The organism is Streptomyces sp. NPDC002676 (genome assembly GCF_053592455.1).
On record NZ_JBSFVT010000028.1, the window covers coordinates 1 to 19,772 of the forward strand.

At 70.1% G+C, this 19,772-nt stretch carries 17 protein-coding genes and 1 pseudogene; 16 read left to right on the top strand and 2 right to left on the bottom strand.

Annotation, left to right across the window (positions count from 1 at the left end; genetic code table 11):
* From ACWD3E_RS39075 to ACWD3E_RS39085, 3 genes and pseudogenes are all read left to right on the top strand, one after another.
* The coding region (locus tag ACWD3E_RS39075; protein WP_451392245.1) for an acyl-CoA carboxylase subunit beta at window positions 1–677 on the top strand (677 nt) is incomplete at its 5' end.
* Window positions 678–774: 97 nt separating this feature from the next.
* Window positions 775–879, top strand: a pseudogene (locus ACWD3E_RS39080) (VOC family protein); the annotation flags it as partial.
* Window positions 880–1,408: 529 nt separating this feature from the next.
* Window positions 1,409–2,239 (top strand): AfsR/SARP family transcriptional regulator, encoded by an 831-nt coding sequence (locus ACWD3E_RS39085; protein WP_451392293.1) that lies wholly within the window; start codon window positions 1,409–1,411, stop codon window positions 2,237–2,239.
* Between the two features lie 224 nt (window positions 2,240–2,463).
* Here the strand turns inward: ACWD3E_RS39085 and ACWD3E_RS39090 are convergent, their stop codons facing one another.
* Complete coding sequence (locus ACWD3E_RS39090) at window positions 2,464–3,885, bottom strand: condensation domain-containing protein (protein ID WP_451392246.1); 1,422 nt, start codon at window positions 3,883–3,885, stop codon at window positions 2,464–2,466.
* Window positions 3,886–4,656: 771 nt separating this feature from the next.
* On the opposite strand from ACWD3E_RS39090, the gene qcrB reads away from it, so the two are divergent.
* The 12 genes from qcrB (at window position 4,657) to ACWD3E_RS39150 (ending at window position 18,588) form a co-directional block, all read left to right on the top strand.
* The gene (qcrB, locus tag ACWD3E_RS39095) at window positions 4,657–6,393 is read left to right on the top strand and encodes a cytochrome bc1 complex cytochrome b subunit (protein WP_451392247.1); all 1,737 of its coding nucleotides are present in this window, start codon (window positions 4,657–4,659) and stop codon (window positions 6,391–6,393) included.
* A gap of 295 nt (window positions 6,394–6,688) precedes the next feature.
* Complete coding sequence (locus tag ACWD3E_RS39100; protein WP_451392248.1) at window positions 6,689–7,045, top strand: DUF3099 domain-containing protein; 357 nt, start codon at window positions 6,689–6,691, stop codon at window positions 7,043–7,045.
* A gap of 543 nt (window positions 7,046–7,588) precedes the next feature.
* Window positions 7,589–8,656, top strand: a complete 1,068-nt coding sequence (locus ACWD3E_RS39105) for a type III polyketide synthase (protein ID WP_451392249.1) — start codon at window positions 7,589–7,591, stop codon at window positions 8,654–8,656.
* A 30-nt stretch (window positions 8,657–8,686) separates the two neighbouring features.
* A complete protein-coding gene (locus tag ACWD3E_RS39110) occupies window positions 8,687–9,253 on the top strand; it encodes a cupin domain-containing protein (RefSeq protein ID WP_451392250.1) in 567 nt (188 codons plus the stop codon).
* Entirely contained in the window at window positions 9,250–10,407 is a 1,158-nt protein-coding gene (locus ACWD3E_RS39115; RefSeq protein ID WP_451392251.1) for a DegT/DnrJ/EryC1/StrS family aminotransferase, read from the top strand. Before ACWD3E_RS39110 ends, ACWD3E_RS39115 begins: the two co-directional genes overlap by 4 nt.
* A 123-nt stretch (window positions 10,408–10,530) precedes the next feature.
* On the top strand, window positions 10,531–12,117 hold the full coding sequence (locus ACWD3E_RS39120; protein ID WP_451392252.1) for a class I adenylate-forming enzyme family protein: 1,587 nt from the start codon (window positions 10,531–10,533) through the stop codon (window positions 12,115–12,117).
* A gap of 152 nt (window positions 12,118–12,269) precedes the next feature.
* On the top strand, window positions 12,270–13,343 hold the full coding sequence (locus ACWD3E_RS39125; protein WP_451392253.1) for a polyprenyl synthetase family protein: 1,074 nt from the start codon (window positions 12,270–12,272) through the stop codon (window positions 13,341–13,343).
* A 43-nt stretch (window positions 13,344–13,386) separates the two neighbouring features.
* On the top strand, window positions 13,387–14,145 hold the full coding sequence (locus ACWD3E_RS39130) for a helix-turn-helix transcriptional regulator (RefSeq protein ID WP_451392254.1): 759 nt from the start codon (window positions 13,387–13,389) through the stop codon (window positions 14,143–14,145).
* Between the two features lie 90 nt (window positions 14,146–14,235).
* A complete protein-coding gene (locus ACWD3E_RS39135) occupies window positions 14,236–15,492 on the top strand; it encodes a cation:proton antiporter domain-containing protein (protein ID WP_451392255.1) in 1,257 nt (418 codons plus the stop codon).
* Window positions 15,493–15,574: 82 nt separating this feature from the next.
* The gene (locus ACWD3E_RS39140) at window positions 15,575–16,960 is read left to right on the top strand and encodes an MFS transporter (RefSeq protein ID WP_451392256.1); all 1,386 of its coding nucleotides are present in this window, start codon (window positions 15,575–15,577) and stop codon (window positions 16,958–16,960) included.
* A gap of 130 nt (window positions 16,961–17,090) precedes the next feature.
* Entirely contained in the window at window positions 17,091–17,864 is a 774-nt protein-coding gene (locus tag ACWD3E_RS39145) for a sigma factor-like helix-turn-helix DNA-binding protein (RefSeq protein WP_451392257.1), read from the top strand.
* A 97-nt stretch (window positions 17,865–17,961) separates the two neighbouring features.
* Window positions 17,962–18,588 carry a TetR/AcrR family transcriptional regulator gene (locus ACWD3E_RS39150; protein WP_451392258.1) on the top strand — a complete coding sequence of 209 codons (627 nt, stop codon included), beginning with the start codon at window positions 17,962–17,964 and terminating at the stop codon, window positions 18,586–18,588.
* A gap of 152 nt (window positions 18,589–18,740) precedes the next feature.
* Here the strand turns inward: ACWD3E_RS39150 and ACWD3E_RS39155 are convergent, their stop codons facing one another.
* Window positions 18,741–19,016 carry a DUF6059 family protein gene (locus tag ACWD3E_RS39155; protein WP_451392259.1) on the bottom strand — a complete coding sequence of 92 codons (276 nt, stop codon included), beginning with the start codon at window positions 19,014–19,016 and terminating at the stop codon, window positions 18,741–18,743.
* Between the two features lie 183 nt (window positions 19,017–19,199).
* Here ACWD3E_RS39155 and tpg point away from each other — a divergent pair, with 183 nt between their 5' ends.
* On the top strand, window positions 19,200–19,754 hold the full coding sequence (tpg, locus tag ACWD3E_RS39160) for a telomere-protecting terminal protein Tpg (protein WP_451392260.1): 555 nt from the start codon (window positions 19,200–19,202) through the stop codon (window positions 19,752–19,754).
* Window positions 19,755–19,772: the final 18 nt, after the last annotated feature.

Here is a 19,772-nt window from a genome sequence, read left to right on the forward strand (position 1 = left end):
TCGTCGACGACGGCGAGTACCTGGAGGTCCACGAGCGCTGGGCGCGGAACATCATCTGCGCGCTGGCCCGGCTCGACGGCCAGGTCGTCGGCATCGTCGCCAACCAGCCGCAGAACCTGGCCGGCGTCCTGGACATCGAGGCGAGCGAAAAGGCAGCCCGGTTCGTCCAGATGTGCGACGCCTTCAACATCCCCATCGTGACTCTGCTGGATGTCCCCGGGTTCCTGCCCGGCGTGGACCAGGAGCACGGCGGGATCATCCGCCACGGCGCGAAGCTGCTCTACGCCTACTGCAACGCCACGGTGCCCCGCATCTCCCTCATCCTGCGCAAGGCCTACGGCGGCGCCTACATCGTCATGGACTCGCAGTCCATCGGCGCCGACCTCACCTACGCCTGGCCGACGAACGAGATCGCCGTCATGGGCGCCGAGGGCGCCGCGAACGTCATCTTCCGCCGGCAGATCGCCGAGGCCGACGACCCCGACGCGATGCGGGAGCGCATGGTCAAGGAGTACAAGGCCGAGCTGATGCACCCCTACTACGCGGCCGAGCGCGGCCTGGTGGACGACGTGATCGACCCCGCCGACACCCGCGAGGTGCTGATCCGCTCCCTGTCGATGCTCCGCACCAAGCACGCCGACCTGCCTTCGCGCAAGCACGGCAACCCACCGCAGTAGCGAAGCAGTTGATGGCCGAGCAGGAACGTGCGGTGTGCACGCGGGAAGCCCTGTTCTGCCGGCAAGGGCGCGCTGGCGGACGCCGTCGAGGAGACGGCGGCTGTTCTTCCAGCGCGTTCCCGAAGGCAAGGTCGTAAAGAATCGGGTGCATCTCGACGTGCGGGTCGGCACCGGGCTCGTGGGTGAAGAGCGCCTCGCCGCACGCAGGACATCGAGGGCAACGAGTTCTGTCTCGACTGAGGCCGGGTCGGTGTCCCAGGAGACCGGGCGACCGGCCCAGAACCTGGAAGCAAGCAGACCGATCCGTTTTTTTAGCCGGGATTTTAGGCCGTGTTATGGCCGAATTCTGACGCTTGTACCGGGCTCGGCCGCGCCCCGTCCCGCGGGGTGACCGAAGCAGGCCGGGGACGCCGCACATATCCAGATGATTCGAGCGGGCCATTCCGGACTTCCGTCGGCTCCATGTTTCCGCTGCTCGGTGCGTTGCGGAAGCGGAACTCCAGCCTCAGCCTGCACTTTCTCCAGGCCGGGTGGGGTGTTGAGCGAACGTCGGTTCGATATGCAGGTGGCCGGATGTCGCCGCTCGGGTGGCGCGATGACGGGCCTGTGTTGACAAACCGACTGTGCTGTTTTTTTATCAGGGTGTCCAGAATCAAGCAGAGCACGGGACCCGGCGGCGGAAGCGCGAACGGCCGAACACCGGTCTCTTGCCTGAACTCATGGGGGAGAACGTGGACATCGAAGTGCTGGGCGCGCTGTCAGTGCGCGAAAACGGTGTGTCGATAGTACCGACGGCGCCCAAGCCGCGGCAGGTTCTCGCCCTGCTCGCCCTCCACGCCGACCAGGTGGTCCCCGTGACCGCGCTGGTGGAGGAGCTGTGGGGGAGCAGGCCCCCGCGCAGCGCTCGTACCACCCTGCAGACGTACGTGCTGCAGCTGCGCGAGCTGATCGCCGAGGCGCTCAACCACGGCGAGAACGAGCAGTGCACCCCCAAGGACATCCTCGCCACAGTGCCCGGCGGCTATCGCCTGGAGACGCGGAACGGCACTGTCGACTTCCGGGAGTTCGAGCGCCGCGCGGGCGCCGGCTACCGGGCCATGGACGCCGAGGACTACAGCGGCGCGGCCAGCCGGCTGGCGGACGCGCTCTCGCTGTGGACCGGGCCCGCGCTCACCGACGTCCAGGCCGGCATCCGGATCGACATGGAGTCCAGGCGGCTGGAGGAGGCGCGGCTGTGCGCGCTCGACCAGCGCATCGAGGCCGACCTCAGGCTGGGCCGACACCGCGAGCTGCTGCCGGAGCTGACGGTGCTGGTCAACCAGTACCGGATGCACGAGAGCCTGCACGGACAGTTCATGCTGGCCCTGCACCGCTCGGGGCGCCGCGGCGAGGCGCTCGACGTCTACCAGCGCCTGCGCACCACGCTCGTCTCCGAGCTGGGCCTGGAGCCGTCCGCCGCGCTCAGCCGCATGCAGCGCTCGATTCTCATGGCCCGCCCCGAGGCCTCGGCGACAACGGCCCCGAACGCCCCGGGCCGCCGCCTGGTGGCCCGCACGGTCTGAGCTGACACCGGCACGAACGCGGACGGCCCCTCGACGCCAAGGCCACTTCCCTCTGCATACGTGCCCTCCTCCTGTCGGGCATCGCTGCCGGGCCGACCCCGGCCGACCGGGCTCGGCCCGCCTTTGGGCCACGTCGAGCGGCCCTGACGTGTGGGGAGTCGATCAGCGCCCCGGACAGCCAGGCGCCGCCGGTACGTCATGCCCGAGCCGAGGCCCCCATTGCGTCAGTGCCGCGTCCCGCGGCGCGGCGGGGCCACGCGGGGTGGCCCGGTCTCGGCGAGCGCGGCCAGTACCCCGGTCACGGGCTCGGTGTCGTCGAGGGCGGGGATGCGGCCGAGGAGGCGGGCGCACTGGTCGGCCAGGAGGCCGGCGTCGGTGTCGGAGATGCGGGTGCGGTCGTGGAGGACCGTGAGGACGCGGGAGCCGTCGGCGTCGTCCCGCACGTGCAGGGCGACGGGCAGTGAGTGGGCACCGCCGGTGTGCCGGCGCCCGTAGCGGATGCCGGCGTCGTCGAGCTGGGCCCGCAGGCCGGGGAGGGCGCGCGGGGTGGGCTCGATGCAGACCACGCTCTCCGGCAGCCGGGCGGAGTGGCCGGTCCACTCCTGGATCTGCCCGGCGGAGACCCATTCGTACGCCGCCATGTCCAGCGCCCGGTCGCGCAGGTCGGCCAGCAGACGGCCGATCGGCCGGGCGGGGTCGACCACGGCGGTCATCGGCAGACAGCTGCGCATCGGTCCCACCACCCGCTCGGCACCGTCCAGGGCGATACCGCGCCCGGAGACGGTGATGCCGAAGCTCACCGGGACGGCCCCGGTCGTGTCCGCCGCGCGGTAGAGCAGCAGCGCCCACGCAGCGTGCAGCACGCTGGACTCCGGCAGGCCCCGCAGGGCCGCCCACCGGTGCAGCCGCTCCACGTCGGGGGCGGCCAGCCGCGCCTCGGCCCGGCCGTGTCCGTGCTGCCGGGTGCGGGGGCCGGGCAGCGCGGGCATCACGGCGGGGGGTTCCGCGGGCAGGGTCCGGCGGAAGAAGTCCCGTGCCGCGGTGGTGTCCTGGCCCTCCAGCCAGCGCATCCAGTCGCGGATGTCGGGCCGGCGCTCGCCGCCGGGAAGCACACCGCCCGCGAGGTAGGCGCGGCTGAACTCCCTTTGCAGGAGGAGGACGCTGCGGGCGTCCAGCAGCCCGTGGTGGAAGGTGAGCAGGGCCCGCGTGACGTCGGGTACGTCGGTGTCGACGAGGGTGATGCGCAGCGGGCCGGGGTGGCTCACGTCGAAGCCGTACAGCCGGTCCTGCTCCAGCAGTTCGTCCCAGTCGACGGTGCCTGGCCGGTGCCGTACGACCTCGGCGTGGGCGTGTGCGTGGAGGACGAGGCGCGGCCTCGCGTCCCACTCGAAGGCCGCTCGAAGAATCGATTCCCTGTCGATGACGGACTGCCAGGCGGTGACGAACCGCTCCGTGTCCAGCGGCCCGTACCAGCGCCACCACAGCTGCTCGACATGCCGTCCCGTGAACCGGTTCACGGTGGAGTCGAGCAGTGCGTCGCAGCGCTGCCAGGGCACCGGCACGATCGTCGGTGAAGTGCGTCCGGGCATTGCCGGGCGGCGGTCGGTACCCAGCCATTCCCGGAGCCGGCGGCCTGTCCTCGCCATGTCTCGTCCTCCTCGCAGTCGCTGCCTCACCACGGACAGGACCGCAGGTTCACAGCGGTCCCGGGGCACGGCATACTCGGGGCGCGGCGTTCTGGGGCACATTTTGCAGGACTCCGCCGCCAATGTCCTGACAGTGTGTCGACACAGCTCGATAACCGCTCGTGCACGCCTGGGGCGGCCTGGGCCGCCCGTCACCGCCGGGGGTTCTCGGGGGTGGGAGAGCCTCGTCGATGGCATCGCAGAGCCGTACCGTCTCCAGATCTGCCGCGCGGCAGGGTCGTTGATGATATCCGCGGGGCAGGGCGAACAGCAGCACCCGCCCTGGATGACCGTGGGCCAGACCGGCGGCGGTCGTAAGCGCCATGCGGCCAAAACCGCGCGGCAAGCCGTACCCGGCCGTGCGCCGTCCGGAGCACCGTCCTACGCTTCATATATGACACACGCAGATCAACTGGCGTCTGCGCGGGAGCACTTGAGTGATGCGTGGCTGAAATTCACTCATAACGAGCCTGCAAAGCAAGCCCAGTTGAGTCCGAAGAAGGTCCACATGCTCTTTGCCGACTCGCAACTCACTCGAGAACGGCTCGAGTTTAGACTGGGCTTAGACTCGAGGGCGGTTGTTCGTCCGCCTCACGCGTCGATAGCGTTTCAGCTGCTCCAAGGCACGGGCCCGCTTGCACCGCCGCGGCAGGCCGCTCCGATCACCGACCGCTCGCCGGCCGGACCCGATGTGCCTGTGACAGTCCAGCGGCAAGGGGAGGGTGCGCGGGTATGAGCGCGACCGAAACGGCACCGCCGAGTACGCGCACCGAGGCGTCCAAGGGCGAGCGCATCGCCGACTGGACGGACGGCCGGCTCGGCATCTACAACTTCCGCTTCATTGTCCGGAAGGTCTTTCCCGAGCACTGGTCGTTCATGTTCGGCGAGGTGGCGCTCTACAGCTTCATCGTCCTGCTGCTGACCGGGCTCTGGCTCACCATGTTCTTCAAGCCGAGCATGGGCGAGGTCGTGTACCACGGCCCGCACGTCCCGCTCCAGGGCATCCGGATGTCGGAGGCCTACGAGTCCACGATCAAGATCAGCTTCGAGGTGCGCGGCGGCCTGTTCATCCGCCAGCTGCACCACTGGTCGGCCCTGGTCATGATCGGTGCCCTGTGCCTGCACACGCTCCGGCACTTCCTCACCGGCTCGTTCCGCAAGCCGCGCGAGGTCAACTGGCTGTTCGGCATGGCCATGCTGGTGCTGGTCACCCTGGAGGGCTTCGTCGGGTACTCGATGCCCGACGACCTGCTCTCCGGAACCGGCCTGCGCATCGCCTCGGGTGTGCTGCTGGCCATCCCACTGGTCGGCACGTATCTGCACATGTTCTTGTTCGGCGACCAGTTCCCCGGACATGACATCGTGAACCGGTTCTACAGCTTCCACATCCTGCTGATCCCGGCCATCGTGGTCGCCCTGCTCACGGTCCACCTGATCCTGGTCTTCTACCACAAGCACACCCAGTTCCGGGGTCCGGGCCGCAGCGACCAGAACGTCGTCGGCGAGCCCTTCTGGCCGAACTACACGTTCAAGGCCGGCGGCTTCTTCTTCCTGGTCGCAGGCGTGCTCTCGCTGCTGGCGGGCATCGCGCAGATCAACCCCATCTGGACATACGGCCCCTACCGGCCCGACCAGATCTCCCAGGGCTCCCAGCCCGACTGGTACATGGGCTTCCTGGAAGGCGCCCTGCGCGCCATGCCGCCGTGCGAGTTCACCCTCTGGGGCGGCTACACCGTCAACCTCGGCGTCCTGCTCCCGGCCGTCGTCCTGCCCACGCTGATGCTCGGCGTGATCGCCCTCTGGCCCTTCCTGGAGGCCTGGGTCACCGGAGACAGGAGGGAGCACCACCTCCTCGACCGGCCGCGTGACCACCCCACGCGGACCGCGTTCGGCATCGCGTTCGTCTCCCTGTACCTGGTGCTGTTCTTCGGCGGAGCCAACGACGTCCTGGCCGAGGAATTCCATCTGTCCCTGAACCAGATCACCTATTCGGTCCGGATCGGCGTCTTCCTCGTGCCCGCGCTGACGTACGTCGTCACCCGGCGGATCTGCCTGGGCCTGCAGCGGCGGGACCACGACAAGCTCCTGCACGGCCGCGAGACCGGGCGGATCAAGCGGCTGCCGCACGGCGAGTTCGTCGAGGTGCACGAGCGCCTGCCGCGCGGGAAGGAGTACGCGCTGCTGGCCACGGAGAACTACGCGCCGCTGTCGGCGCCCGTGGCCGAACGCGACGGTGTGCCCAACCCGGAGCTCCGCAAGGAGGTGCTGCGCTACCGGCTCAGCCGCTGGCTGTACGGCGGACAGGTCGCGAAGCCGACGCCGAAGGAGCTGGAGCAGGCCCGGGCGCATCTCTCCCACTCGTCCAACGGGCATGGCTCGTTGAACGGGCACGGCTCGCCCAACGGGCAGCTGGAATCCGGCGCGAAGCGCACCGCCGAGGAGCGGGAGCCGGAGCAGGAACTGCACTGACCCGGCGTACGTCGCCGAGGGACGAGGCAGCAGTGGCGGCGCGGGTGATCAGAAGACGGTCACCCGCGCCGCCGTCGTTCCACCATCTCCCGTGACGCCGGTCGTCCCTTGCCGCGCGGCGCGCGGCAGCCATCCCTGACCCGGCCGTACGGCGCCGGCGCGCGCCGCCGCGGTGCAGCGCGCGGCCGTAGATCGGACGAACGCCCGCACTGCGCACCATTCCCGGCCACTCGGGCCGGGGCCCGCTCCCTTTCCGGTTGTCCGGCCTGCGTGCCGGAGTGTCCACGGAGGCCCGATGACCACAACCCCCTGGCGCCGGGGCGCCCCACGGGCCGAGTCCATCACCCGGGCCCGCACCGGCCTGACAGGGGACCTGCGCGGCCGTCAGCGCCGCTACCTCATGGCCATGCTGGTGCGCACCGCCTGTGTGGCCCTGATGGCCCTCACCTGGAACCGCTGGCCGGTCTTCGCGGTCTGCGCCCTGGTCGGCGCGGTCGGCATCCCCTACATTGCCGTGGTGGTCGCACAGGCCGGGTGGCGCCAGCAGCGGGGCGCGCGGCCCGCTTTGGTGCGGGTCCACGAGGAGCCGGCCGCCCGCGTCGTCCTCGAACCCACCCTGATCCTGCCGCCGGAACAGAACACGACGGGCTGACCTCCGCGACCACAGGTGCGTGAGCCAGGTCACTTTGGGGTGCCCTTGGCGCGGACAAGCCAACCGTGTCACTATTTCGGCACGCCTTTCCTGCCCAAAATCCGCCCTGGGTCCGATGTGGATCGTTGACCGGGCAGAGTGCTGGGCATGACGCCGGGTGCAACGGTCGAGCTGACCGCCGACCGGCTGCCGGGCTCTTCGCGCTGACCGTTCATCACCACGCGCGTGCCGTCGGCCGTCCAGCGCCACGGCGCGCGATGCATATCCCCGTTCCTCGCCGTCCGGCGCGCTTCCCCAACCTCCAGCGGCCTCGGCCGCGTGAAGCGTCGGACGCTTCACGCCTGCCCGCGTCCGCACGGGCACGGGCACCTCCACCCGGTGGCGTACGGCGGTCATCTGGACAGCGCCGCCGGTCCGGATCTCCATCTGCTGACGGGCACCGCCCCCCAGCCGACCCCCCGCTGTCGCCCCGTCAGGGGCACCGGGCGTGCGCGAACGACTCTTCACGTACTGATGGCAGACCTAGAGAAAGAGATCCCAGCTATGCCAAGGCTCTGCAAGCCCGCGATGCAAGCGCCGGAATACGTCATCACGATGGAAGAGACTCTGGACTTTGCATCACGAGTCCACGCCGGAAAGCCGCAGCTGCCTTTGGCGCTCCGACTGATCACGAACACGGGCGTGAAGAAGCGGCACCTCGTGCAGCCCATCGAGAAGACGCTCCACCACCCGGGCCTGACGGAACGCAACCGCATCTACGAGGTCGAATCCAAGAAGCGGACCCCCGAAGTCATCGAACAGGCCCTGGCCAACGCCGAACTGACGGCACGTGACATCGACACGATCATCTACGTGTCGTGCACCGGGTTCCTGATGCCGTCGCTGACCGCATGGCTGATCAACAAGCTCGGATTCCGCTCCGACACCCGTCAGATACCCATCGCGCAGCTGGGCTGCGCGGCGGGTGGCGCCGCGATCAACCGCGCCCACGACTTCTGCCTGGCCCACCCGGGAAGCAACGTCCTGATCGTGTCGTGCGAGCTGTGCTCCCTGTGCTACCAGCCGGACGCGGACGACATCGGTTCCCTGCTGTCCGACGGGCTGTTCGGTGACGCGGTCGCCGCCGCCGTGGTGCGCGGCAGCGGGGGCGTCGGCATCGACCTGGAGCACAACGCCTCGTACCTCATCCCGAACACCGAGGACTGGATCTCCTACGACGTGCGCGACACCGGCTTCCACTTCCAGCTGGACCGCCGGGTGCCCGGGACGATGGAGCCGCTGGCCCCGGTGCTGCGCGAGTTCGCCAAGGACAACAGCATGGACGCCGGCAACCTCGACTTCTACATCGTCCACGCCGGCGGCCCGCGGATCCTGGACGACCTCGCCAAGTTCCTCGAGGTCGACCGCAAGGTGTTCCGCCACAGCTGGGCGACCCTGACCGAGTACGGAAACATCGCCAGCGCGGTCGTACTCGACGCGGCCCGCAGGCTGTTCGAGGAGGACACCCCGGCCGTCGGCGCCACCGGTCTCATCGCCGGCTTCGGTCCCGGTATCACCGCCGAGATGGCGCTCGGCACCTGGGGGGCCGATGTCCCGCAGACCGTCGTCTGAACCCGTGCACGGACAAAGGAAGCGAAGCGTATGACTGACCTCATCCTTCCGGCGGGCGCGGGGCGGAAGCTGATCACCCCGGCGCAGGAGGTGACCTTCAAGGCCACGAAGGAGATGGGATCCTCCGTCTCGATCTTCGAGGTGATCGTGCCGCCCGGATTCGACGTCGGGGCCCACGTGCACAACCAGTCCCAGGAGTTCTTCTACGTCCTGGACGGCGAGCTGGATCTCCTGTGCTTCGAGCCGACCGAGCGCACGAAGGACAGCTGGCACCACTGGGAGTCCCCCAAGGGCGACCGGGTGATCCGCGCGGGTGAGGGCAGCTGCATGTTCGTGCCGCCCGGCACCCCGCACGCGTTCAGGAACGCCACGGACAAGGCCGTGAAAATGCTCTTCCAGTGCTTCCCCTCGCCCGATCACGAGGACTACTTCGAGGAGATCGCGGAGATCTGGTCGCGCGGCACCGCGGTGGACCCCGTGGCCGTGGAGGAGATGCGCAAGCGGTACGACGTCAGCCAGATCACGCCGCTGCGCTACGAACCGCCGGCCCCCCGGATCCCCGGCCAGGAAACGAACGCGGAGCGGAGCGGAAAGTGACCACGACAGAACCGATAGCCCTCGTTCACGCGAGCCTCGGCGAGCAGGAACTGGCAGCCGTGGCCGAGGTGTTCGCCTCCGGCTGGCCGGCCGGCCAGGGCCCCAGGGGCAAGGCGCTGGAGGCCCAGCTGGCCGAGAAGTACGGCGTCGGTGACGCCGTCGCGGTCAGCAACTGCGGCGCCGCGCTGCACCTGGCCATGCTCGCGCTCGGCGTCAAGCCGGGCGACGAGGTGATCGTCGCCGACTACGGGTTCCCGGCGCCCGCACAGGCCGCGCTCTACGTCGGCGCGGTCCCGGTCTTCGCCGACGTGCGTCCCGACACCTACACCATCGACCCGCAGGCGGTGGCCGACCTGGTCACCCCGCGCACCGTCGGGATCGTCGCGGTGGACACGGTCGGCATGCCCGCCGACTACACGGAACTCCAGGCGATCGCCGACCGGCACGGCCTGTTCCTCGTCGAGGACGCCGCCTGCGCCGTCGGCGCGACGTACCAGGGCCGCCAGGCCGGCGCGCTCGCCGAGGTGGGCTGCCTGTCCTTCCACGGACGCAAGGGCGCCTCCAGCGGTGAGGGCGGCGCGCTGCTCGCCCGCGACCCGAAGATCGGCAAGGACGCGCGGCTGCGCTCCTCCTTCGGTATCGGCAGCATCTTCGACATGGGGAACGTCGTCGGCCTGCCGATCCCGACGTTCACCGAGATCGGCTACAACTTCAAGCTGTCCGACATCGCCGCGGCGATCCTTCAGGTGCAGCTGGGCCGGATCGACGAGCTGCTTCAGCGCCGCGACGCCGTCGCCGCGCGGTACGGCGAACTGCTCGCCGGCGAGGAACTCCTGACGCTGCCGTCCGTTCCGCAGGACCGCACCCACGCCTGGCAGACCTACATGGTGACGCTGGACGCGAGCGTGGACCGCGCGGCGGTCGCCGCCGAGCTGCGCGGCCAGGGCATCGGCTGCGGCCACGGCACGTTCGCGGCCCACGTACAGCCCGTGTTCGAGACGAAGCAGAAGTGCCCGGTCTCGGCGGACCTCTTCCAGCGCCAGCTCGCCATCCCCATGCACGCCGAGCTGAGCACGGACCAGGTCGAACGGGTCGCGACGGCCCTGCGTACCGCGCTGCGGACCCACGCGACGTCCACCTCGAGCGCCGCGTAGCGCACGCACTCTCCCCCAGGCCGCCGCCGCTTCGGCAAGCGCCGCTGTCAGCACCCGCCACGGCCGGGAATCCCGCACGTGCGTCGTCGACCTCGCCTCGCGCCTCCAAAGGAGACAGTCCCCATGAAGGGCTCAATAGCCTACAAGTCGATACAGAAGCGCGGTCTTCACATCGGCCTTCTGCCGGAGATGGCCGCGGCCGTGAACGGGTCGACGCCGATCATCCTGGACCACGACCTGGACGTCCTGCCCGAGGCGGGGCGGCGTCTGACGGTGGCCCAGTACGCCGACCACGTGGACGACCTGGCGGCCCGCCTGTGGGCGGCCGGTGTCCGGCCCGACGAGCGCGTCGTGATCTACAAGACCGCCAACGCCGACCACTGGATGCTCGCCGCCGCGGTGTCCCGTATCGGCGCGGTCGTCGTGAACCTTTCGCCGGCCCTGGACGCCAAGACCGTGGGCGTCCTGATCCAGCGGGTCGACCAGCCGACGCTGCTCACCGACGGAGCCAAGCTCGACGTCCTCGCCGAGGTGCCGCTGGCGGACATCACCCGGCGGGTGATCACCTCGGCCGACGACAGGCCGGGGACCGTCTCGCTCGCCGAACTCGCCGGCTCGCCGCGGGTCAAGCCGGTTGTCCGGCCGATCGACGAGGCCGCCGTCATCACCCACACCTCCGGTACCACCGGCATCCCCAAGCTCGTGGTGCACACGGCCCGCACCCAGGGGCTGCGCCTGCTGCCGCAGTGGCGGCTGCTGTCCCTGATGCGGAAGAAGGAGACCGTCGCGATCCACGTGCCCTTCGTGCACTCGCGGATGGTCGCGGCGATGTCCCTGGCGTTGCTGAAGGCGTACCCGGTCCTGCTCATGCGGGAGTCGGACCCCGCCGTCGTCGCCGAGCACTTCCTCAAGCACCGCCCGGCCCTCATCGAGGCGCTGCCCAACTCCCTGATGGAGTGGGAGGGGCTCACCGAGGACCCGCGGATGCCGTTCGGGTCGGTGAAGGTGTTCAGCAGCACCTTCGACGCGATCCACCCCGGGACGATGAGCAAGCTGCTCAAGTCCTCGGCCCGGCGCGGTGCGCTGTTCTTCCAGATCTACGGCCAGAGCGAGGTCGGCCCCGCCGTCGGCCGCGCCTACTTCCGCAACTCCGCCCACAAGGCGAACGGGCGCTGCGTCGGCTGGGCCATGCCGTGGGGTGCGGCGAAGGTGCGCGTCGTCAGCCGCGACGGCCAGCGCCCGACGGAGCAGAACCCCGGCCGCATCGAGGTCGCCTGGCCCGGCCTGGCCAAGACGTACTACGGCGAGCAGGACCGCTACGACAGCAACCGCAAGGGCGAGTGGTGGGGGACCGGTGACATCGGCTACTTCACCAAGTTCGGCTGTCTGCACATGCTCGACCGTGAGGTCGACATGATCCCCGGGGTGCGCAGCTCCCTGGAGATCGAGGACGTCGTCCTGAGCAAGATGGACGAGCTGACCGAACTGGTCGTCGTGCAGGGCCCCAACTCCGAGGCGGTCCCGGTGATCTGCACGCAGGGCGACCAGCCGCTGGACCGGGACCGCTGGAAGGCGGCCGTCGCCGACTTCCCCCAGCTGGCCGAGCCGGTGCAGATCCTGCAGGCCGAGCTGCCCCGCACGGCCACGCTGAAGGTGCAGCGGCTGGCGCTGGCCCGCCGGCTCGAGGAGCGGCTTCAGCAGCAGGCGTGACCCGCGATCGGCCGCCCCCGGCGACGTACGCACGGCCATCGCCTCTTCTCGTGCTTCCCCCGGGACACGTCGACCACCCGAGTCCGAGGTCGGCCGTGCCGTTCACCACGCCCCGCTTCAAAGGCTCATAGGTCCGCTCAAGGAGATATGCAGTGACTACCGAAGTGAACTCCTGGCCCGCCGCCGGTCAGGAGACGACCGCCTCCGTGCGCCGTATCACTGATGACCTGCTGCAGCGGGTGGAGCACAAGCTGCGCTCGTTCCTCTCGGCCGAGCGCGCCCGCTATGCCGAGGTGGACGAACGGGCGGTCGTCGCCCTCGACGCGCTGTCCGACATGGTCACGGCGGGCGGCAAGCGGCTGCGGCCCACCTTCTGCATCACCGGCTATCTCGCCGCCGGCGGTGATCCGAACGACCCCGGAATCGTGGCGGCGGCTGCCGGCCTGGAGTTGCTGCACGTCTCCCTCCTCATCCACGACGACGTCCTGGACAACTCCTCCCAGCGGCGCGGAAAGCCGACCGTGCACACGGCCTTCTCCGAACTGCACGAGACCCGCGGCTGGCGGGGCGAGTCGCGCCGGTTCGGCGAGGGCATGGCCATCCTCATCGGCGACCTGGCGCTCGTCTACTCGGACGAGCTGATGTCCGAGGCGCCGTCGGGGATGCGTGCGGAGTGGCACAGCCTGCGCTCCGAAGTGCATCTCGGCCAGTGCCTGGATGTCGCCGCAGCCGCCGAGTTCTCGGTCGATCCCCGCCTCTCCCGCCTGGTCGCCCTGATCAAGTCCGGCCGTTACACCATCCACCGGCCGCTGGTCATGGGGGCGAGCGGGGCGGGACGGCCCGACCTCGCCGCCGCCTTCGCGGAGTACGGCGAGGCGGTGGGCGAGGCGTTCCAGCTCCGCGACGACCTGCTCGACGCGTTCGGGGATTCCGCGGAGACCGGCAAGCCCACCGGTCTCGACCTCAGCCAGCACAAGATGACGCTGCTGCTGGGCTGGGCGATGCAGCGGGACGAGCAGATCCGCACCCTGATGACGCAGCCGGGACACACCCCCGACGAGGTGTATCTGCGCCTGAAGGCCACCGGTGTTCCCGAGGACGTCGAACGGCACATCGCCGGCCTCGTCGAGCGGGGCCGCGGTGCCATGGCGGGTGCGCCCATAGCCCCGGTGTGGCGGAACGAACTGGCGGACATGGCCGTGCGCGCCACCTACCGCAACAGCTGAGCCCAACCCCCTGCTTGCGCTCCACGCAGATCAGGAGCCTTTCATGGAGCACTTAGTGCGGCATGCCGTCACCACCATCTATGAACGCTTCTGGGAGCCGCTGACCCTCGATGATCTTGCGCAGAGCGTGATGCTCAGCAAGTACCACTTCCTGAGAGTGTTCAGCCGGGTCACCGGTGTCACTCCGGGAAGGTTTCTGGGTGCTGTGCGGCTCCAGGAGGCCAAGCGCCTGCTGCTGAGCACCTCGCTCAATGTCGCCGAGGTCTCGGTGCGGGTCGGATACAGCAGTTCGGGGAGTTTCACCCGTCGCTTCACCGAGTCGGTCGGGCTCTCTCCCACGCAGTACCGGAAGCTGTCGCTCTCGGCCCGCGGCGACATGCCGGAATACGCGTTGTCCGAAGCGGCGCCGGCCGTGCCGGTGCCTGCGGCCCGGTGCACCGGCTCGGTGACGGGGGTACTGCGCACCACCGGTGCCGAACTGCGGACCGCCTACATCGGAGCGTTCGACGGCGCCATACTGCAGGGCGCCCCCGCCTCCTGGAGCAACGCCTGCGCGCCGGGGCGCTTCACACTGGCCCGGATCCCCACCGGCACGTGGTACATCCATGCGGTGGCCCAGGGCAGGCACCCCGACAGCGCCACCGGTGCGGACCTCACCCTGCTGATGGCCACCGTGGGCCCGGTGCAGGTGAAGGGCGATACGCGGCAGCCGCTCGACATCACCTTGTCCCCGATGGACTGGACCCGACCGCCGATCCTCTCCGCCCTGGCAGGCATCGACCCGCAGCCGATGGCGGCATGACCTGCCCCGAACCTGGACAGGAACCGACGGCACCGCAGTGCAGCTGCTGCCCTGGCCCCGCCCCACGCCCGCCTTACGGAGACAGAACGCATGAACACGCATCAAACCACGTCACTTCTCCTCAGCCTCGCCGTCATCGTGCTCCTGGCACGCCTGCTCGGCGCGCTGACCCGACGGCTCGGCCAGCCGGCGGTGATCGGGGAAGTCCTCGCCGGGATAGCTCTGGGACCGACCCTGTTTCACGGGGCGGTCTCCGACGCCCTGTTCCCGAAGGCCGTCCAGCCTCTGCTCAGCGCCCTGGCCGCGGTCGGCATCGCGGTCTTCATGTTCATCATCGGCCTGGAGTGGGACGCCGCGACGATCCGTGGCAGCGGAAGCCTCGCCGCCACCGTCTCACTCAGCTCCATCCTGGTGCCGTTCGGCCTCGGCATGCTCCTGGCTCTCTACCTGATGGACGACTACGGCAAGGGCGACAAGACGGCGTTCATGCTCTTCATGGGCATCGCCATGGCGATCACGGCGTTCCCGGTACTGGCCCGCATCCTCACCGACCGGCGGATGGCGCGCACCCCGCTGGGCGTGATGGCACTGGCCTGCGCCTCCATCGGCGACGCCCTCGCATGGGTCCTGCTCGCAGCCGTGGTCGCCATCAACGGCTCGGCCGGCGCCGACCAGTGGCGCATCCTGCTCGCCATTCCCTACCTGCTCGGCATGTTCTTCGTCGTGCGCCCCCTGCTGCACCGCTTCGCAGCCGGCCGGCCCGCATTCCGGCTCACCCCGACCGTGTTCGCGTGCGTCCTCGCGGGCCTGCTGCTGTCCGCCGCCGCCACCGAGTGGGTGGGGCTCCACTACATCTTCGGCGCGTTCCTCTTCGGTGTGGTCCTGCCCCGTACCGGCACCGAACGGCTCCGCGCCGAATTGCACGACCACATGGGGCAGATGACGGGCACGCTGCTGCTGCCGGTGTTCTTCCTGGTCGCCGGTCTCAAGGTGGATCTCTCGAAGCTGGACGCGAGCGGGCTGGGAGCCCTGGCGTTGATCCTGCTCGTGGCCGTCGGCGGCAAGTTCACCGGCGCGTACGCCGCCGCCCGCCTGAACCGGATGCCGGTGAGGCAGTCCGCCGCGCTCGCCACGCTGATGAACACCCGCGGCCTGACCGAACTCATCGTCCTGAACGTGGGCCTGCAACTGGGCTTCCTCGAACAGGACCTGTACTCCCTCATGGTCGTCATGGCCGTGCTCACGACCGCGATGACAGGGCCCCTGCTGAACCGGATCCTCGGCCGCCCGAAGGACACCGCCGACGAGCTCGAACACGCGGCAGGGACGGTGGGCACGGTCGCCTAGGGGCGCAGATGCCGCACGTGTCGTTCGCCGAGCGGTCAAGGCCTGCGCGTCTCCCATGTACCTTCGGAGGAAAGGGTCCGCCATGACCGCGGATGCTGCGGCACAGCTGAGTCCGCAAGAGTTCATCGACCAGAATCCGATGAGCCGTCGGCAGTGGCTCATCGTGGTGCTGGGCCTGCTCACGATGGTGGCCGAGGGACTCGACACCACCGTCGCAGCCTTCATCTACCCCAAGATCAAGGACGACTGGGGAACCGAAGGCCGCACGGTGACCGCCATCGTGACGCTGAGCGTCCTGGCGATGATCGTCGGTGGTATCGCCGCAGGCCCGCTCGCCGACCGGTACGGGCGCAAGCGCGTCGCCGTCATCGGCACCGCCGTCTTCGGCCTGGGCACGGCCGGCATGGGGCTCGCGCCCGGTATCGGCGTCCTCACCGGGCTGCGGCTCGTGGCCTGCCTGGGACTCGGCGCGGTGCTGCCGACCATGATGGCCCTTGTCGCGGACTGGACGCCTGCCAAGCGCAGGGTCCAGATGATCGCGTTGGCCTTTGCCGGGGTGACGGCCGGCACCACCGTCGGCGGAATTCTCGCCTCGGTCCTCATTCCCGCGTTCGGCTGGCACACGCTGCTGGTGGTGTGCGGGATCGTCCCCCTGCTGGTGATCCCGGCGGTCGTGGTGTTCATCCCGGAGTCCGTGAGCCTGCTCGCCACCCGAGGGCGGCCGGAGGCGGAGCTGCACAGAGCCCTCGCCGCTGTCGCTCCCGACCAGGATCTGTCCCGTGTGGTGTGGGACCGGACCACGGTGCAGCGACGCTCGCGGCCCGCGCCACGGATCGTTCTCTCACGGGACTTCGCCCCCACCACCCTCCTGCTGTGGCTGTGTCTGTTCCTGGGGCAGGGAATCGCGTACCTGATCATCAGCTACCTGCCCCAGCTGGCCGAGGACACGGGCCTGTCGGATGCACGGGCCGCACTGGGCGTCGCAGCGTTCGGATGGGGCGGCCTGATGGGACAGCTCTCCGTGTCCTTCGTCCTCAAGCGATTCGACCGGTTCCGGGTGCTGGCGGTCCTGTGGGTGCTGAGCGTGCTCGGCCTCGGAGCGGCCGCGCTGTGGGCCGAGCACTTCGCGGGGCTGCTCGTCACGGGGTTCGCCCTCGGGCTCTGCCTGCCGGCGGCCACCTCCGTGCTCCAGGCGATCGCCGCGGTCACCTACCCGTCGTCCGTGCGTGCCACCGGAATCAGCTGGGCGAACAGTGCGGGAAAGCTGGGTCCGGTGTTCGGCGGTCTGCTGGGCGGCCTGATGGTCGACGCGGGCTGGAGGCTGCACACGGTCCTTCTCGTCCTCGTCGGGCCGGTCGCAATCGGCCTCCTGGCCACGCTCGCGCTGCGCGCCCGGAGCCAGAGGCAGCAGGCCGAGCCGCCTTCCGGCCCCAGGCCGCTGTCGGCCCTCGCATCCGGGCAGTCCTGACCGCGCGGACGAGGGTGGCGCGATGGCCGGTCGGACGTGATGGTGCATCAGGTCACCGCTGCCGGAGCGGGGGAGCCCGGGCGGGGAGCCGTCGCCCGTCGTGGAGTCAGGGGTTCAGGGAGGAGCCGCTGTGACCAGGACCGAGGAGTTCGAGGAGCTGCGCCCGCTGCTGTTCGCGATCGCCTACCGGATATTGGGCAGTGCGAGTGAGGCGGAGGACGCGGTCCGGGCGACATGGCACCGCTGGGCGGACACGCCGACGCGGCCCGCGTCGATCGAGGGCCATCTCGCGGCCGAGGTCACCCGGATCTCCACCCGTGCCCTGCGGGCGGCCCGCCGACGGGGGCAGGAGCATGTGCCGTGGCCTGCCGAACCGCTGCTGGGCGGTCCTCACCAGGATGCGGAGCGGTCGGCGGAGCTGGCCGACTCGTTGCTGACGGCGGCCCTGCTGGTGCTCGAGCGGCTTTCCCCGCTCGAGCGCGCGGTCTTCGTGCTGCGGGAAGCGTTCGGGTGCGGTATCTCCGACATCGCATCGGCCGTCGGGTGCTCGGAGGCGGCGTGCCGTCAGCTCGTCGCCGCCATCGCCATGACCAGCGACGGTGGCCGCGAGCCGCTGCCATGGCCCACGTACATCGCCGGTGCCGAGAACGTGGCCCGGTTGCTCGCCGCGATCGTCCCTCCGCTGCTGCGGGTCGGCGTCACGCTGGAAGAGCGGCCGGTGGACGGCCGGCCCGGCTCGCTCTTCCGCGACCGGACCGGCAAGGTCCTCAACGCCCTCGCGCTCGACAGTTCCGAAGGCCGGAATTCGGAGCTCCAGCTGGTCATCACCCCCGACGAGCCCGGACACCCCGATCCCGTGGCCGAGGCCTACGCGATCCTTCGCGAGGCGAACCGGGGGCGCTGAGCACCCGGAGCGGAGCGGAAGACTCCGCCAGCGCAGGAGACCAGGCCCCGGCGGAGTCCCTGACCGGCCCGGCCGAGGGTGCGCGACAATGAGTGGTATGCCCTCTGCCACGTCCACCGTGCCGACGTCACCCGCAGTCGCCGAAGCCGGCCTCGGCCTGCGCGAACGCAAGAAGCTGCGCACCCGCCGGGCCATCCGTGAGGCGGCCCGTCGGCTGATCGACGAGCGAGGGTACGACAACACCACGATCGAGCAGATCGCCGCGATGGCCGAGGTCTCGCCGAGCACGGTCTTCCGCTACTTCCCCAGCAAGGAGCACATCGTCCTGACGGACGACTACGCCCAGTCCAGCATGGCCTTCCTGCGCGAGCGCCCTGCGGACGAGCCGCCGCTGGCCGCCCTGCGGGGGGCGCTGACGGAGATGGTGCGCAGGCTCGCCGGGGACGTCAGCGCGGAGTACCGGTGGCGGAGAGAGCTGGTGCGCCAGGTGCCCGCGGTACGGGCGCTGGTGGGCGAAACCCAGGACAGGATGGTCGACGCCGCGTGCGCGGTGCTCGCCGAGCGGACCGGCCGCCCGGCGGACGACCTCGAGCTCCGCGTCCTGGTGGGCGCCGTGACGGGCGCCTTCCACCAGGTGCTGTGGGGAGACCACAGCGAGGACACCGACCTGCTGGAGATGGTCGACCGGGCCCTGGCGCTGCTGGAGCGCGGCCTGACACTGTAGGGCGCCCATGAAGGCAGGGCTCCCCTGCTTGATGTGTGCCTTCGGATCGCGCACTACGGCCAAGCGGAGAAGCGCCGCTGCCGAGGCCCCACATGGGCCCCGGCAGCGGCGCTTTTTTTGTGTTCGGCGCCGGTGTGACGCACGCGCAGGCGCTACCCCGCCCCCAACTCCCACTCCCGTACCAGCTCCCGCTCCAACGGCGTCAGCGGTACATCCGCGCACAGCCGCTCCGGATGTCCGGCGGGCGGACCCGTGAGCGGCCCTGGCGGTGGCCCGATCACCGGCACGGACTCGCCCTCGCGGTGGCCGGCAGCACGGTGGGAGGCAACCATGGCCTGCGGCTCCGGGCCGATGTAGAGCATGCCGAACTCCACCAGGGCACGGTAGACCGCACGCAGCACACGGCCGGGGCGCAGCAGCTCCCACAAGGCGGGCTCCTTCAGTCGTCGCGGTGTCAGTCGTCCGCGCCACTGTCCGGCGCGCCGCCGGAGCGCTGCCGGAGCACTGCCGCAGATCCGCTCAAGCCCCGCCGCAGTACGGCCCGGCCCACCCGGGTAACGTCAGCGTCGAGAGTCAGGACACGGCACGACGACGAAAGGGCGAACGGCGCGATGGTCGGGATCGGGGACACGCTGGACGTGGCCACGGCCGTTCACTTCACGCGCCCGGCACCGAAGTCCGCCCCGGCCCAGATGCGCTACTTGGTCCGCCGGCTCAAGGGCACCAGACCGGTGGCCGAACTCCTGGGCGTCTCCCAGCGCACGGTGGAGCGCTACGTCAAGGGCCAGCTCCAACACCCCCGCCGCGACCTGGCCGAGCGGCTCACCGCGGAGACCCGCAGGCGCTGGCAACCGAAGGTACGCGAACGGGCCCGGCAGCAGGCGGCGACCACCGGCGGCATCTTCGTGTCGGCCCGCGCCCGCTTCGGCTTCACGGCAGCCCCCGGCACCACCGACGACCCCCGCGTACGCCACATCAACCAGGCCCTGCCCCCCGAGTACGCGGCCCGCCTCTTCACAGCACAGGAAGCAGGCGCCGGCGAGACCGAACTCCAGTCGATCCTCGCCGAGGCCCTGGGGGAGATGTACTTCCGCGACCGGGGCCGGCGCGCCCAGGGCCTTCTGGTGGAGTTCACGGGCGTCGAGGAACTGGAGCTGGACTTCTGACGCCTGCGGTGACCGCCG

Coding starts and splice junctions, on each gene's coding strand:
- ACWD3E_RS39090 (WP_451392246.1), bottom strand. CDS start 3,885: ATGGCGAGGACAGGCCGCCGGCTCCGGGAATGGCTGGGTACCGACCGC.
- qcrB (WP_451392247.1), top strand. CDS start 4,657: ATGAGCGCGACCGAAACGGCACCGCCGAGTACGCGCACCGAGGCGTCC.
- ACWD3E_RS39100 (WP_451392248.1), top strand. CDS start 6,689: ATGACCACAACCCCCTGGCGCCGGGGCGCCCCACGGGCCGAGTCCATC.
- ACWD3E_RS39105 (WP_451392249.1), top strand. CDS start 7,589: ATGCCAAGGCTCTGCAAGCCCGCGATGCAAGCGCCGGAATACGTCATC.
- ACWD3E_RS39110 (WP_451392250.1), top strand. CDS start 8,687: ATGACTGACCTCATCCTTCCGGCGGGCGCGGGGCGGAAGCTGATCACC.
- ACWD3E_RS39120 (WP_451392252.1), top strand. CDS start 10,531: ATGAAGGGCTCAATAGCCTACAAGTCGATACAGAAGCGCGGTCTTCAC.
- ACWD3E_RS39130 (WP_451392254.1), top strand. CDS start 13,387: ATGGAGCACTTAGTGCGGCATGCCGTCACCACCATCTATGAACGCTTC.
- ACWD3E_RS39135 (WP_451392255.1), top strand. CDS start 14,236: ATGAACACGCATCAAACCACGTCACTTCTCCTCAGCCTCGCCGTCATC.
- ACWD3E_RS39140 (WP_451392256.1), top strand. CDS start 15,575: ATGACCGCGGATGCTGCGGCACAGCTGAGTCCGCAAGAGTTCATCGAC.
- ACWD3E_RS39150 (WP_451392258.1), top strand. CDS start 17,962: ATGCCCTCTGCCACGTCCACCGTGCCGACGTCACCCGCAGTCGCCGAA.
- tpg (WP_451392260.1), top strand. CDS start 19,200: ATGGTCGGGATCGGGGACACGCTGGACGTGGCCACGGCCGTTCACTTC.